Here is a 14,161-nt window from a genome sequence, read left to right on the forward strand (position 1 = left end):
CGGAATCCACTCGCACAGGTGCAGGCTCAACCGGTGGTGCGCCGCGTCCGCCGTCACGTTCGACGGCAGCGAAGGCAGCGCCGTCCAGTCCATCCCCACCAGCACCGCGATGTTCCACAGCGCCAGCCCCAGCGACAGCCCCGTCGCCACCAGCGCCACCGCCGAGATCACCTTCCGGTTCCCCTGCTCCCACTTCCACCCGAAGGCGCCGTTCACCAGCGCACCCAGCGCCGGCAGCACGGGAATCAACCAGAGAAGGCCGACAGGAGTCATGGCTGAGCCTCCGTCCTGGGCGAGCCCACGAGCCCATGGGGCCGCGAGGCCAGGAATCCGCGAGACCACGAATCCACGAGACCATGAGTCCGTGAGACTACGAATCGTGATTTCCTATCTTTCATGGGCTCTTGGGCTCCCGGGCTCGCGGGCTCCGTTTCTTTCGGCCTCTCGGGCTCTGCCTCTTTCCAGTTCATGGGCGCTCTCCGATCACGGCCTCTACCACTTCATCAGATTCGCGGCGTCGATGCTGGTGGTGCCCTGCCGCCGGATGAAGGCCACCACGATGGCCACCCCCACCGCGGCTTCCGCGGCGCTGACGGCCATCACGAAGAAGGCGAAGAGGGCGCCCTCCACCTGCCCAAGGTGACGCCCCAGGCCGAGGAGGAGGAGGTTCACGGAGTTCAGCATGAGTTCCACGGACAGGAACACCGTGATGGCGCTCCTGCGCGTGAGGGCGCCGATGAGGCCGGCGGCGAAGAGGAATACGGTCAGGACCAGAACGTGCCCGAGGCTGATCATGTCCAGTCCCTCCTCGACAGGACGATGGCTCCGATCATGGCGCCCACGAGCAGGACGGACGCCACTTCGAAGGGTACGGCGTACTGGCTCACGAGGAGGTGGCCGAACTGCTGGATCGACCCGAAAACGGGCTCCACCTTCGGGAACGGACCGGGGGCCGCCCCCCGGGTCAGGCGGTAGACGTGAAAAATGAAGAGGAGGGCCGCGGCGAAAGTGAGCACGGTCTGCACGGCGCCCACGGGCGGCCCCTGCTCCTCCAGGCCCAGAGCCATGATGACGTACAGGACGATGACCATCACGGCCCCGGCGTAGACGATGATGAGGAAGAGGCCGAGGAACGGCACGTGGAGGATCATGTAGAGCACGCCCAGCCCCACCATCGCCACCGCCATGCCCACGGCCGCGACCATCGGGTTCCTGTGGAATACGAGCACCAGGGCGCCCACGAAGGCGACCAGCGCGAGGCCGAAGAAGACCGTCGCGGAGAGCATCAGGTTCCCTCCTCCAGGGGCTTTTCCTTGCCGGGAAGGTAGGGCGGACGCCGCCCCATGGCCAGCAGTTTCTCCTTGGTGAAGATCAGGTCCGACCGGTCGTAGTCGGCCAGCTCGTACTCGTCCTTGAGCCAGATGGCCTCCACCGGACAGACTTCCTCGCAATACCCGCAGAAGATGCACAGCCCCATGTCGATGGAAAATTCCTTGGGGTACTTCTCCTTCTCCAGAGGCGTCTCCCCCGCGACGATGGCGATGGCCTTCGGCGGGCAGATGAACTGGCAGAGCTTGCACGAGGTGCACTTTTCGTGGCCGTCGAGGCCCGTCAGGAGGACGGGGGCCCCCCGGTACCGGCCGGGCAGGGTCCACCTCTCCTCGGGATACTGGAGCGTCACGCGCTTGCGGAAGATGTGGCGGAACGTGAGCGCCATGCCCTTGAGGATGGCGGGAAAGTAAAGGCGCTCCCAGAGGCTGAGCCGGGGCCGCTTCAGGACTTTCATGGGCGCCCCCACACGACCAGGATGGTGGCCATCACCACGAAATTGAGGATCGCCAGGGGAAAGAGCCGCTTCCACCCCAGGTTCATGAGCTGGTCGTAGCGGAAGCGGGGCAACGTCCACCTCACCCAGATGAACACGAACATGCAGAAGGCGATCTTCGAGAAGAAGACGACGGCGGAAAGGATGCCCCCCCAGAGCGGACCGAACCAGGCGAAGTCCACGAAGGGGAGGTTCCACCCGCCGAGGAAGAGCAGGGTGACGAAGGCGGAGGCGGTGATCATGTTCGCGTACTCGCCCATGAAGAACATGGCGAACCGCAGGCCCGAGTACTCCGTGTGATAGCCCGCCACGATTTCGCTTTCGCCCTCGGGGAGGTCGAAGGGAAGGCGGTTGGTCTCGGCGAAGACCGAAACCACGAAGACCACGAAGCCGAGAAAGTGCGGCAGGAAGAACCACACCTTCCCCCAACCTCCCGACTGGGCCGCCACGATGGCCTGGAAGTCAAAGGTGCCCACCCACATCACGACCGAAAGGAGAGCCAGCCCGATTCCCAACTCGTAGGAGATCACCTGGCTGGCGGCCCGGAGGGCCCCCATGAGGGAATACTTGTTTCCGCTCGACCAGCCGGCGAGAAGGATCCCGTACACGCCGAGGCTGGAAATGGCCAAGAGGTAGATGACTCCCACGTCCACCCCCGGCGCGATGACGAGGGGGTGGGTGGACCCGCCCACCGTCACGGAGGTCCCGAAGGGGATGACCGCGAAGGTGATCAGCGCCGGGATGAGCGTCAGGAGAGGCGCCACGAGGTAAAAGGGCTTGTAGGCCTCGCGCGGGACGATGTCCTCCTTGAAGAAGAACTTCAGGCCGTCCGCCACGGGCTGGAAGAGCCCGAAGGGGCCCACGCGGTTCGGCCCGAGCCGGTCTTGCATGAAGGCGGAGACGCGGCGTTCGGCGAGGGTCGCGTAGGCCACACCCGTCATCACCACGGTCACGATGACCAGGATCTTGATCAGGGCGGGCAGGACCACGGGGAGATAGGCGCTCACGGGGCCACCTCCTCAAGCGGAAGGCCCTGGGGCAGGAGATCCCGGACCGAGACGCTCCGAAGGGCCGGTACGCGGGCCTTCACGCGGCCCAGCCATGGGAGGAACTCCGGGTCGGGGGCCTCGCCCCCGGAGAGCCGAATCCACCTCGACACCCAGTCGTAGAAGGGCCGGCGGTGCCGGGGCGGAACCACCGCCCGAGCGGTCTTCTGGACCACGCCCAGGAAGTTCACCGTGAGGCCCTCCATCTCGTGCCACCCCGCGAGGGGAAGGTAGAGGTGAGATTCCTGCGCCGTGCGCGTGAAGGCATAGTCGGCCACGACGAGCAGGTCGAGGGCCCCGAGGGCCTCCTTCAGGGGCGCGGCGCCGTCCGCCCCCGCGTCCCCCAGAGGGTCCTCCCGGAGAATCACGGCGGCCCTGCGCCCCTTGAGGAGTTCGACCGCTCGGACCTCCGGCCCGGCCACCGGAAGGCCGAGGAGCCGGGCTCCGCGGAGGTTCGGTCTGCGCTCCTTCCGGATGAGGAGCCCGTCGTCCTCCCCCTTTTCCTCGTTCAGAACGGACACGGAGGCCGCGGGGAACAGTGCCTCCTTCAGATCCAAAAAGGCGGCCATCTCCTCCAGGGTCATCCGCCCAGACAGGAAGAAGATCATCCGCGAAGAAGCCTCGCCCGCGTAGGGACGGAGCCGGTCCACCAGTTTGGGGAGGAAGCTCTCCGTGGGCAGGGCCGCCCAGCCCTTGCCGCCGCGGACCAGGGGCCGGGCGGCCAGGCGGGCCTCCTTCAGGCGCTCGGAGAGGAGGCGGCCGAAGTCGCACATCCAATAGCCGTTCACCTTGGGGTTCTCCCGCGGCACGAGACGGAGGATCTCGCCCTTGTAGGCGTCCATCCGGACGGAGCATCCGCGGGAGCATTCGGGGCAGACGGAGTTGGCGGAATTGAGGAACCAGACCCGTTCCTTGAAGCGGAACTCCTTGCTGGTCAGAGCGCCCACCGGGCAGATGTCGGCCGTGCACACCGAGTACGGATTGTCGAGGGAGCGGCCGGGGAAGGTCTCCACGATGGTGTGGACGCCCCGCTCCGCGAGGGTCAGTTCCCCCGTCTTGGAGATCTCCTCGCAGAAACGGATGCACCGGGTGCACTTGATGCAGCGCTCGGCGTCGTAGACCACGTGGGGGCCGATGTCGACCCTCTTGGGGGCGTGGATCTTCTCGAATTCCATCCGGCTCCCGGGGGCGCCGTAGGTGTAGGAGTAGTTCTGGAGCTGGCACTCGCCCGCCTGGTCGCAGACGGGGCAGTCCAGGGGGTGGTTCAGGAGGAGGAACTCCAAGATCCCCTTCTGGGCCTGTTTCACCGTCGGGTTCCGGGTCTCCACGACCATGTCGTACTTGCCGTCGATCTTCTTGTCCGCCGGCAGGTTCGGGATGGTCGTGGAGCAGGCCGTGAGGAGCTTCGGCGCGCCCTTCACTTCGACGAGGCACATGCGGCACTGGCCCACGATGGACAGCGCGGGGTGGTAACAGTAGTAGGGAATGTACACCCCGTTGCGAAGGGCCGCGCGGAGGACGGTCTCCCCCTGAGTCGCCTCGATCTCCCGGTCGTCGATCCGAATCAGCGGCATGAGAACCCCTAGAGTACGATCTGCGCCGGAGCGGGGTGAACGCGCCCGGCGGTCAACGCTCCTAGACGGCGGCGGTCATGCGGATGTCCTGCATGGGGCATCGCCCCATCCGGACGTGGGCCTCGAACTCGTCGCGGAACTGGTTCACGAAGGAGATGGCGGGCATGGCCGCCGCGTCGCCCAGGGGGCAGATGGTGCGTCCCATGATGTTGTTCGAGACCTCGAGGATCAGGTCGCAGTCGCCCGCCTTCCCCCCGCCGCTTTCCAGCCGGCGGAGGATCATCTCCAGCCAGTGCGTCCCCTCGCGGCACGGCGTGCACTGCCCGCAGGACTCGTGGGCGTAAAACTCCATGAGATTCAGCAGGGCCCGGACCATGCACACGGAGTCGTTCATGACGATGACGCCCGCCGAGCCCACCATGGACCCGACGGTCTTGAGCCCGTCTGGGTCCATGGCCACGTCGATCTGGTCGGCTCTCAGGACCGGAACCGACGAACCTCCCGGAATCACCGCTTTCAACGGACGGTCGCCCAGGATCCCCCCGGCGTGCTCGTAAATAATCTCTCTCAGGGAGACGCCCCCGGGCAGTTCGTACACGCCGGGGCGCTTCACGTGGCCGGAAACCCCGTACAGTCTGGGCCCAGGCATGCTCTGGGTGCCGATGGAGGTGTACCACGCGGCGCCGTTTTGGAGGATGAGGGGCACGTTGGCGAAGGTCTCCACGTTGTTGATGTTCGACGGGACCCCGTAGACCCCGTATCCCGCCGGAAACGGAGGCTTGATGCGGGGCTGGCCCCGCTTGCCTTCGAGAGACTCCATGAGGGCCGTCTCTTCCCCGCAGATGTAGGCCCCTCCGCCGCGCGCCACCCAGACGTCGAAGTTGAAGCCCGACCCCAGGATGTTCTTGCCGAGAAACCCCTTGGCGTAGGCCTGATCCACGGCGCGCTGGAAGATCCTCGCGCCCTGGGGCATCTCTCCCCGGATGTAAAAGAAGGCCCCCGCCGCCTGGGTGGCCCACCCGGCGATCACGATCCCCTCCAGGATGGAATGGGGGTCGTTCTCGATCAGCAGGCGGTCCTTGAAGGTGCCCGGCTCGCTCTCGTCGGCGTTGCAGACCAGATACTTGAGGGGTTCCGTCTTGTCCCCCTCCTTCTTCCTCGGAAGAAAGGTCCACTTGAGCCCCGCCGGGAACCCGGCCCCGCCGCGGCCCTTCAGGTTCGCGGCCTTCACCTCGCCCAGGACCTGCTCGGGCGACATCTTGTGGAGAGCCTTCATGAGGGGCTCGTACCCTCCCGAAGCCATGTAGGTGTCGATGTTCGTCGAGTTCGGCTTCCCGAGGTTTCTCGTCAGGAGCTTGAGGGGCTCAGCCATGGTTCACTCCGCGTTCCCATCCGGCGGGCCGACCGGCGCGCGCCTCACTGGAGTTCCTTGAGGATCCGGTCCACGTCCTCGAGGGACACGCGCCGGTGGAGGGTCTCGTTGACCATGAGGGCGGGGCCCCCGTCGCAGCAGGCCAGGCATTCCACGGTGATGAGCGTGAACTTGCCGTCGGGGGTCGTTTCGCCGGGCTTCAGGCCAAGGCGCCGACCCAGGTGCTCCAGGAGCGTCTCCGAGCCCGCCAGCATGCAGGGCAGCGTCTTGCACACCTGGAGGAGATGCCGGCCCATGGGCTTTTCCGTGAACATCTCGTAGAAGGTCACGACGCCGCGAACGTGGGCCGGCGTCATGCCGAGCTTCTCGGCGATGAACTCCTGAAACGTCTCGGGAATGTGGCGGACCTCCGACTGGCAAAGGTGGAGGCACATGAGGAGCGCCGTCCTGGGCTGGGGGTAGGCCGACGCAAGGGCGTCGATCTTCTTGAGGAATTCGGGGGTCTGAAGCCTCGCCAGCACGTCGGGTCTTGCTTCGCTCACCGCCTCGCTCCTCCTGCTCCCGGGTTCATCCGGTTCCCCGTCTCCATGGGTCCGCTCTACCGGTCCACCTCTCCGAGGACCGGATCCAGCGAGGCGATGGTGGCGATGACGTCGGCCACCATCTGCCCCTTGACCATCAAGGGGAGCCCCTGAAGATTCACGAAGGACGGGCTCCTGAAGTGGCACCGGTGGGCCACGTTGGTTCCCGATCCCACGAGATAGAAACCGAGCTCCCCCTTCGGAGCCTCGATCGAAAAGTAGATTTCCGCGCCGCGCTGGGTCTTCGGGCCCTCCGTGGCCACGATGAACTGGTGGATCAGCTCTTCCATTTTCGTCAGAACCCGGGACTTGGGAGGAAGGTAGGCCTTCCGAGATTCCGGGTCTTCCGGAAAAAGGGGCACGGAGGGGTCGTATTCCTTGAGGGCCTGCAGGAGGATGGCCGTGCTCTGGCGGATCTCCTCCAGCCTCACGAGGTACCGGTCGTAGCAGTCCCCGTGCTCTCCCACCGGGACCTCGAACTCGTACCGGTCGTAACCCAAGTAGGGGTACGCCTTCCGGATGTCCCAGTCCACGCCGGCCGCGCGCAGGTTCGGGCCGGACAGCCCCAGGTCGATGGCGTCCGCGGCCGAAATGGGGCCCACATCCTGGTTCCGCTCGATCCAGATTCGGTTCCGGGTCAGGAGCCGGTCGCACTCGTCGAGGGTCTTGTGGGCTTGGAGAGCGTACGCCTCCACGTCCTTCTCGAGGCCGGGCTCCCACTCGCGGGAGAGCCCGCCGATGCGTCCGTAAGAGACCGTGAAGCGCGCGCCAGTCATGCGCTCGAAGAGGTCCAGGATCTTCTCGCGCTCGGTCATGCAGTAGAAGTAGACGGTGCCCGCGCCGATGTCCAGGGCCGTGGTGGCGAGCCACAGGAAGTGGCTGGCCATCCGGGACATCTCGCACGCCACGACGCGCATGACCCGGCACTTCTCCGTAATCTTCAGGTCCACGAGCTTTTCGATGGCCAGGCAGAGGCCGATGTTGTTGGAGGCAGGCGAGAGGTAGTCCATCCGGTCGGTGTAGGGGATGACCTGGTGGAGGGTCTTGTTCTCGGCGATCTTCTCGATGCCCCGGTGCAGGTAGCCCACGTCGGGGTGCGCCGCGAGGACCACCTCGCCGTCCAGCGTCAGGACCACACGGAGCACCCCGTGGGTGGCCGGGTGCTGGGGACCCATGTTGAGGGTCACCAGCTCGGTGTTCAGGTTCAGGCGCTCACGGCTCGCGGTCGTCATGGCCCGCCTCGCTTACGGGGAGGTAGTTGCGCCACTCGTCGTCCCCCTCCATGGGATACTCCTTGCGCAGGGGGTGACCTTCGAACTCCTCCGGCATGAGGATCCGCCGCAGGTCCGGGTGGCCCGCGAAGGTGATCCCCATGAGGTCGTAGACTTCCCTCTCGAGCCAGTTCGCCGTTCGCCAGACGTCGGCGACGCTTTCGATGACCGGCTCCTCTTCCGGAAGGGCCGCGCGGACCCGCAACTGCTCCCGGGTCTTCAGATTTCGGACCAGGTATACCACGTCGATGCGGCCCTCGTCGGGCCAGTGGGCGGAGGAGACATCCACCAGGTAATCGAACCCCCTCTCCTCCTTGAGGTACCGAAGGAGGGACTTGGCGCGCGCCGGATCCACCACCGCCGTGGTCTCGCCGCGGGATTCCACGACTTCCAGGAGGGCGCCCGGAAACCGCTGGGAGAGGCTCTGCGTCAATTCGGACATGGATTCACCTGCGCTCTACGCGCCGCCCCGGGGCGGCGTCACCCCGAGTAGTAGCCCTTCCGCCAGGTGGGCTTGTCCTGTCCCTCCGGCGCCCCGTGAACCGTGACCTTCTCGCCCGTGTCGAGGACGGGCAGGGCCTTGTAGCGCGGATCGCGTCCCCGGTAGTGTCCTCGAACGGGGCGGCGCCCGAGGGGGGACCACGGTTCCCTCATGACCCGCTCCTGGATCTTCATGATGGCGTAGATGAGCGCCTCGGGCCTCGGCGGACAGCCGGGGACGTAGACGTCCACGGGGATGATGTGATCGATCCCCATGACCACCGAATAGGCGTCGAACATGCCGCCGGTGGTGGTGCAGACGCCCATGGCGATGACCCACTTGGGCTCGGGCATCTGGTCGTAGATCCGCTTGCACGCCGGAGCCATCTTCCGGGTCAGGGTGCCCGCCACGATCATCATGTCGCACTGGCGGGGCGTGAAACGCATGGCCTCGGCGCCGAAGCGCGCCAGGTCGTAACGGCTCGCCACCATGGCCATCATCTCGATGGCGCAGCAGGAGAGCCCGAAGGGCATGGGCCACAGGCTGTTCTTCCGGGCCATGTCCACGATCTTGGAGAGGGAGCCCAGAATGAGTCCGCCCTTGACCAGTTCAAGGTCCTGGCGGGTCTGGGCGTCCAGCTCGGGGGAGACCGGTTCTATTCCCATCTGAGCGCCCCTTTCTTGAGGGCGTAGACATACCCGACGAGGAGAATCGCCAGGAAGACGAGCATCTCCCCGTACACGAAGAACCCCCATCCCATGGCCGTCCGTTCCCGGAAGACCGCGGCCACGGGAAAGAGGAAGAGCGTTTCCACGTCGAAGAGGAGGAAGAGGAGGGCCACCACGTAGTAGCGGACCGAAACCCTTTTGAAGGGCGCGTCCATGGGGTCCAGGCCGCACTCGTAGGGCATGAGTTCGGTCTTCGATCCCTTCACCTTCCCCAGGAACCAGGAGGCCAGGAAGAGGCCCACGGCCATCACGAAGGCGAAGACCACCATCACGAAGACGGGCAGGTAGGCCGAGACCATCTGCACCTCCAGGACTGTTGCGATCCCCCCCGCGTGAGCGAGCGCTCAAGCGGAGAGGCTAGCATAGCGCCCGGGGGGTGTCAACAAAGGCCAATGGCCTCCGATTTCCCGCGAGGGGGGCCTTTTCGCCCAATGTGAGTGAGCGCTCATCGCAAGAGGAAGAGGCGCGGCGTTCGGCCGCGCCCCTTCTTCGACAGTGGCTTCGATCTGCTGATCAGCCGGGGGGCAGCATCGTCCCGCCGCACTCGGCGTTGTTGGCCGTGTTGCTGTCCCGTATGGAGTAGTACAGGCCGGTCTCGGAGTTGGAGAAGTAGGCTCTGGCGCGCTTCCGCTTGGAGTCGTAGGTCGCGTAGATGTAGTTGGGGTCCTCGGGGACCGTCCAGAAGGCGGTCCCGCCGTTGGCCAAGACGCCGGTCCCCGAGAACGTGGCCCCCGTGGAGGGAACGTGCCACTGGTAGACGCCCATCTCCCTGTCGATGCAGAGCTGGATGCCCCGCAGATCGTCCTGGAAGACCAGTTCGTAGGTCACGGGAGGGGCGGCGCTGCCGAAGGCCTTGAGGCCGAACATGGCGAGTCCGTTGTTGCCCGAGGACAACACCGTTCCGTCGGCCGAGGAGATGCGGTACCACTGGCCGCCGGTGCAGGCCACCGTGAGTTCGCCCGGCGCGCTGGAGGCGAGGCCCGTACCGCCGAAAGTGCAGCCGGCCGCCGGGTTTGGAATGGTGCGCACCACCGCCCCCGTGGCCGGATCCGTCCCCACGATGGAGTCGGCCAACTGCCAGAGGACCGTCCCGTCGAAGGCCAGGCCCTCCACCGTCCCCCCCTGGCTGGGGATGCTCCGCACGTAGGCGCCCGCCGTCGTGAAGAAGTGAATGGAGGGATCACTGACGATGGCGATGTCCCCGTTCACCAGGTCCATGCCCTGCAAGTACGCCGCCTCGCTGGCGACCCACTGAGACAAGAAATTGCCGTCCGAGTCGTAGGAGGCCACGCCGGGAAGCGAGAAGTGCCCCACGTAGATCGTCGCTCCGTCGGTGGCGATGCCGTTGGGGTTGGACGACCCCAGGGCGAAACTCCCCAGATCGGCCATGGCCGCATCCAGAAAGTGGACCCGGTTGTCGCCCCACGTGGCCGCCACGAAAACCGTGCCCACCGGGGCGGTGACCACCTGCGCGCCCTCGGCAACCGGCACTTCGGCGGACGGGACCGACAGGCTCGATGCCTCGATCCGGCCGTCCGTCGCGGCGAACGCCGCCATGCCCAACGCCATCACCGCCGCGGCCAGACCCACGGACCTTCCCCAGTTCTTCCTCATTCTCGTTCCCTCCTGTTCCACCCTCTTCCTTCGCGGCCGATTACCACGAACAGGGCGGGGGGTTGTTGCCGATGTCGGAATCCACAAGCGCTGAGTATACGCCTTGCACCGAGTTCGAGAAATAGGCGCGAGCCCGAAAGGTGCGCAGGTCCAGGATGGCCGTGATGGAATTCGGATCTCCCGCCACCGTCCAGAACTGGGTCCCGCCGTTGGCCACCACGCCGGTCCCCGAGAAGGACCGTCCCGCGCCGGCGCCCGATAGGAGGGTGAAGACGTACTCCCCGGTGGCGCTGTTCACGCAGAGCTGGGATCGGTTCCGGTCGTCGCGCAGGGCGAGCCGGTAAGCCGATACCACGCCGGTCTGTTCGCAGACGTTGAGGCCGTCGGTGACGGTCGCCCTCCACGTGAACTGCCCCTGGACCGCGTACACGTGGACGGGATCCTGCTCCTCGGACGGCGGCGTTCCGTCCCCGAAATCCCACAGCCAGGAGATCGCTCCGCCCGTCCCGCCGAAGGCGTCGCCTTCGAAGGAAACGCTCAGCGGGGCTTGACCCGAATGCGGCATGGCCGAGGCCGAGCAGGTGAGGGGCACGCAGCACACCGCGCTCCCGTCCCCCGTGGGCAAGTCGAAGGAAACCTCCCCCAGGGAGGAAGACCCGTCGGAGAGGGCGAGGACCGCCGTGACGGTCTGGCCGCACGCGAGATCCGGATCCACGAGGAGGCTGAACGGCGCAGAGGCCGAGGGCCCTCCGGGCGGCACGGGACCGAAGGATCCGGGATCGCCGGGTTCCAGCACGCCTTGTCCGGCCAGGAGTTCGGCCGAGAGGTCATCGGCGGCCAGGTTTCCTACGTTCCGCAGGATGAAGCGGACCGTCGCGCTTTCGCCGGGATCGAGGCTCCCGTTTCCGGGCTTGCAGGACTCGTCCTCGAGGGAGGCGGACTCGGCGAGGAACACCGCGGAGGAGACGGATACGGCGTTGGAGACGACGAGGGCGAAGTCCTGGTCCGTGGCCCCCCCGAAGTTGGGGACTCCGTCGGCGGGAAGGTTGGCCGCCCGGACGCGAATCGCCACGGGCCCCTCCGTTCCGGCCGGCAGGACGACCTCCTCCACGTTGTTGCGCCGATCGGGAGATCCGCCGGTCTGGGAGACCTCCCCGAGGAACACGTTGCCGAAGTAGAGCCGTCCGCCCGCCGTCACCTGGAGGTCCAGATCGTTGGCGTAGGCCGGGCCGACGGTGCTCCCCGGCGCGTCGGTCCAGGCGAGGGTGATGCGGAGGGCCTGACCGGGGTCCGAGGGCCGGACCACGAAGACCCTTTCCTGGCCGGGAGAGGTGAAGAGGTCCTCGGGGACCTGGTCCCTCAGAAGGCGCGGGGCATCCTCGAAGGCCTTTCCGAGGTCCGGCAGACCCCATCCCTGGGAATTGGAGGGGAGGCCCGCGCCCGCCCCCGTCCCCCCGAGCCGCCGGGCCGCGTTGACGAGAAGGGCCTTGGTCATGGCGGGGCTGGGGGGCTCCATCCCCCCGTCGAGGAAGCGCTGGCGGAGCAGAGCCGCCGCCCCGGCCACCGCGGGCGCCGCGTGGCTGGTGCCCGAGGAAGCCGTGGTCCACTGCTGGCCCAGGGGCCAGAAGTTCTCGAAGAAGGGGCCCGCGCAGACGCCCGCGGCATTGAAGCAGGGGTCCGCCTGACCGAGAGCGGGGGGAGACGCGGTCTGGACCACTCCCCCCGTGACGTGGGTGCCGGGCGCCACCAGGTCCGGTTTGGACCTCCCGTCGTCGCAGGGGCCGCGGCTCGAAAAGGGCGCCACGTCCCCGGCGTTGTCCGCCGCCCCGTCTCCCACGCCGCACTGGTCGTTTCCCCCGAAGGACCTCACGTTTTCCGAGGCTCCCACGGTGATCACGTTCTTGGCCGTCCCGGGAGCGCCCACGGTGCTGGGCGCGGGACCCAGGTTGCCGGCCGAGAAGACCACCACCATCTCCTGGTTCCCGGCGGCGGGTCGGGGCGATCCGTCGGGTTGGGCGTCCCGGACCAGCGCGTCGTAGGCCTGCGCATCCAGGGTGTAGGCCCCCTCCGCCGGGGAGCCCCAGCTGTTGCTGCTGATCCTCGCTCCGTCCGCATAGGCGCGAGACAGAAGCTCCGCGTAGTTCGGGTGGGTGAAGGACGCCGGATCGAAGATCACCGACGAGCCGATCCGGACGAAGGGGCAGATCCCCAGGCCGTAGCGGTACCCTTCCGGATCCGCGTGGGGAAAGGCCCCCTCCGTCGAATACCCCGCCACGATGTGGGCGTTGAGGGTCCCGTGCCCGTCGCAGCCCGCGAGGGTGCTTCCGCCGTGGGGGGTCCCCACGAGCCGCGCGTAGGCCATCCGGCTGGCTCCGGGCCGGAGACCCGATTCGTAGAGGGCGAAGTGATTGGGCAGGAGGGTCCCGTTGTCCACCCCGCTGTCCGAGACGTCTACCGCAAATCCCGAGGCGGCGAAGGACGCCTGGGAGAACCCCCGGGCCAGAAGCCAATCCAGGTATCCTGGACCGGCCGGAGAACCATCCACAATCTGCCCCGCCAAGATCTGAGCCTGGCGCTCGTCGTGGAGCTCCGGCACGGCGTAACGGCCTACGGAGACCACATCGGGGCGGCCCGCCGCGGCCTCGACGGCCTCGGGGGGAAGCGGGAGAACCACGTTTCGGTAGCCGAGAAGGACGTAGTCCTGGACCGGTTCGCCCGCCCCGAGGGCCCCGAGGTGGACGAGGGTCTCCGCGTTGGCCTGAGGATCCAGGGCCATCTGAACCGCGTGGAGGGCCGGCCCGCCGGAAGCCTCTCTCCCCCGCCGGCCCTCGGCGGCGGAGATGGCCCCGGGCTGGATCTTCAGCGCGGGGGGTAGCACCGCCAGCGCCGCCCCCGGCGAGCCCGATCTCCGGAGCCGCGCCAGGGCCTTCGGCCCGTCCCCATACACAATGTAAGCGTTCTCCGGCAGATAGGCGAGGACCCGAAGCCCGGCGCGGTCCAGTCCCCGCCTCCACCGAGGAGTGATGGGACCCGGCGCTTGAACCACGAGAACGCAGGGCCCCCCGGGCAAGTTCGCCGCCTCCCCCCTCGCTCCGTAGGAGTCGAGGGGATGGAGATCTCCCCCATTGAGCCTCACCGGAGGCCGCTCCGAACCCGAGGCGGTCAGACAGATTCCCAGCGCCGCCGCCCATACCCATTGCATGCCGCGAATCCGCTTCAACCTGGCTCCCTCTCTGGCCTCAACCACCTTGTGCGTGGCGCCTGTCCCATGAACCTTCCGCTCCCGGCCGCTATTCCCCGAAACGCGGAACGGGCGGAGCCGAAGCCCCGCCCGATGGAATCGCACAGAAATCGCTCCAGCCTACTCCGGAACACCTCCGCCGCAGGCGGGGTTGTTGGTCGTGTTCGAGTCCACGATGGCCGAGTAGACCCCGTCCGTCTGATTCGTCAGGTAGGCCCGGGCGCGCTTGCGCCGGCTGTCGTACGTCGCGTAGATGTACGTCGGGTCTTCGGGAAGCGTCCAGAAGGCCGTCCCGCCGTTCGCCGAAACCCCCTGGCCCTCGTAAACGCCGGCCCAGGGCATGAAGTTCGTCCACACGTAGTGGCCCGTCACCGAGTCCACGCACAGCTGGGCACGGTTCAGGTTGTCGTAGAAGTTCAAGGTGTACA

The 14,161-nt window shown here is 67.1% G+C and carries 15 protein-coding genes; all 15 read right to left on the bottom strand.

Annotation, left to right across the window (positions count from 1 at the left end):
• Positions 1–273, bottom strand: a 273-nt coding sequence (locus AB1824_11230; GenBank protein MEW5765536.1) for a hypothetical protein, incomplete at its 3' end; no start/stop codon positions are given.
• A gap of 219 nt (positions 274–492) precedes the next feature.
• Positions 493–795: an NADH-quinone oxidoreductase subunit NuoK gene (nuoK, locus tag AB1824_11235; protein MEW5765537.1), complete on the bottom strand. Its 303-nt coding sequence runs from the start codon at positions 793–795 to the stop codon at positions 493–495.
• A complete protein-coding gene (locus AB1824_11240; GenBank protein ID MEW5765538.1) occupies positions 792–1,286 on the bottom strand; it encodes an NADH-quinone oxidoreductase subunit J in 495 nt (164 codons plus the stop codon). The genes nuoK and AB1824_11240 overlap by 4 nt, the downstream gene beginning before the upstream one ends.
• Positions 1,286–1,786: an NADH-quinone oxidoreductase subunit I gene (locus AB1824_11245; protein MEW5765539.1), complete on the bottom strand. Its 501-nt coding sequence runs from the start codon at positions 1,784–1,786 to the stop codon at positions 1,286–1,288. The genes AB1824_11240 and AB1824_11245 overlap by 1 nt, the downstream gene beginning before the upstream one ends.
• Positions 1,783–2,832 carry an NADH-quinone oxidoreductase subunit NuoH gene (gene nuoH / locus AB1824_11250; protein ID MEW5765540.1) on the bottom strand — a complete coding sequence of 350 codons (1,050 nt, stop codon included), beginning with the start codon at positions 2,830–2,832 and terminating at the stop codon, positions 1,783–1,785. The genes AB1824_11245 and nuoH overlap by 4 nt, the downstream gene beginning before the upstream one ends.
• Positions 2,829–4,445: a 2Fe-2S iron-sulfur cluster-binding protein gene (locus AB1824_11255; GenBank protein MEW5765541.1), complete on the bottom strand. Its 1,617-nt coding sequence runs from the start codon at positions 4,443–4,445 to the stop codon at positions 2,829–2,831. The genes nuoH and AB1824_11255 overlap by 4 nt, the downstream gene beginning before the upstream one ends.
• 61 nt (positions 4,446–4,506) lie before the next feature.
• Positions 4,507–5,817, bottom strand: coding sequence for an NADH-quinone oxidoreductase subunit NuoF (gene nuoF / locus AB1824_11260; GenBank protein ID MEW5765542.1), 1,311 nt, complete (start codon positions 5,815–5,817; stop codon positions 4,507–4,509).
• A gap of 44 nt (positions 5,818–5,861) precedes the next feature.
• On the bottom strand, positions 5,862–6,359 hold the full coding sequence (locus tag AB1824_11265; protein ID MEW5765543.1) for an NAD(P)H-dependent oxidoreductase subunit E: 498 nt from the start codon (positions 6,357–6,359) through the stop codon (positions 5,862–5,864).
• A gap of 56 nt (positions 6,360–6,415) precedes the next feature.
• On the bottom strand, positions 6,416–7,630 hold the full coding sequence (gene nuoD / locus AB1824_11270; GenBank protein MEW5765544.1) for an NADH dehydrogenase (quinone) subunit D: 1,215 nt from the start codon (positions 7,628–7,630) through the stop codon (positions 6,416–6,418).
• Positions 7,611–8,111, bottom strand: a complete 501-nt coding sequence (locus tag AB1824_11275) for an NADH-quinone oxidoreductase subunit C (GenBank protein ID MEW5765545.1) — start codon at positions 8,109–8,111, stop codon at positions 7,611–7,613. The genes nuoD and AB1824_11275 overlap by 20 nt, the downstream gene beginning before the upstream one ends.
• Before the next feature lie 38 nt (positions 8,112–8,149).
• On the bottom strand, positions 8,150–8,815 hold the full coding sequence (locus AB1824_11280) for an NADH-quinone oxidoreductase subunit B family protein (protein ID MEW5765546.1): 666 nt from the start codon (positions 8,813–8,815) through the stop codon (positions 8,150–8,152).
• A complete protein-coding gene (locus AB1824_11285) occupies positions 8,806–9,177 on the bottom strand; it encodes an NADH-quinone oxidoreductase subunit A (protein ID MEW5765547.1) in 372 nt (123 codons plus the stop codon). Before AB1824_11285 ends, AB1824_11280 begins: the two co-directional genes overlap by 10 nt.
• A gap of 214 nt (positions 9,178–9,391) precedes the next feature.
• On the bottom strand, positions 9,392–10,492 hold the full coding sequence (locus AB1824_11290) for a hypothetical protein (GenBank protein MEW5765548.1): 1,101 nt from the start codon (positions 10,490–10,492) through the stop codon (positions 9,392–9,394).
• A gap of 40 nt (positions 10,493–10,532) precedes the next feature.
• Entirely contained in the window at positions 10,533–13,712 is a 3,180-nt protein-coding gene (locus AB1824_11295) for a S8 family serine peptidase (protein ID MEW5765549.1), read from the bottom strand.
• A 141-nt stretch (positions 13,713–13,853) separates the two neighbouring features.
• A partial coding sequence (locus tag AB1824_11300) for a hypothetical protein (GenBank protein MEW5765550.1) occupies positions 13,854–14,161 on the bottom strand: 308 nt, incomplete at its 5' end.

This window comes from Acidobacteriota bacterium (assembly GCA_040752915.1).
Lineage (GTDB): Bacteria > Acidobacteriota > UBA4820 > UBA4820 > DSQY01 > JBFLVU01.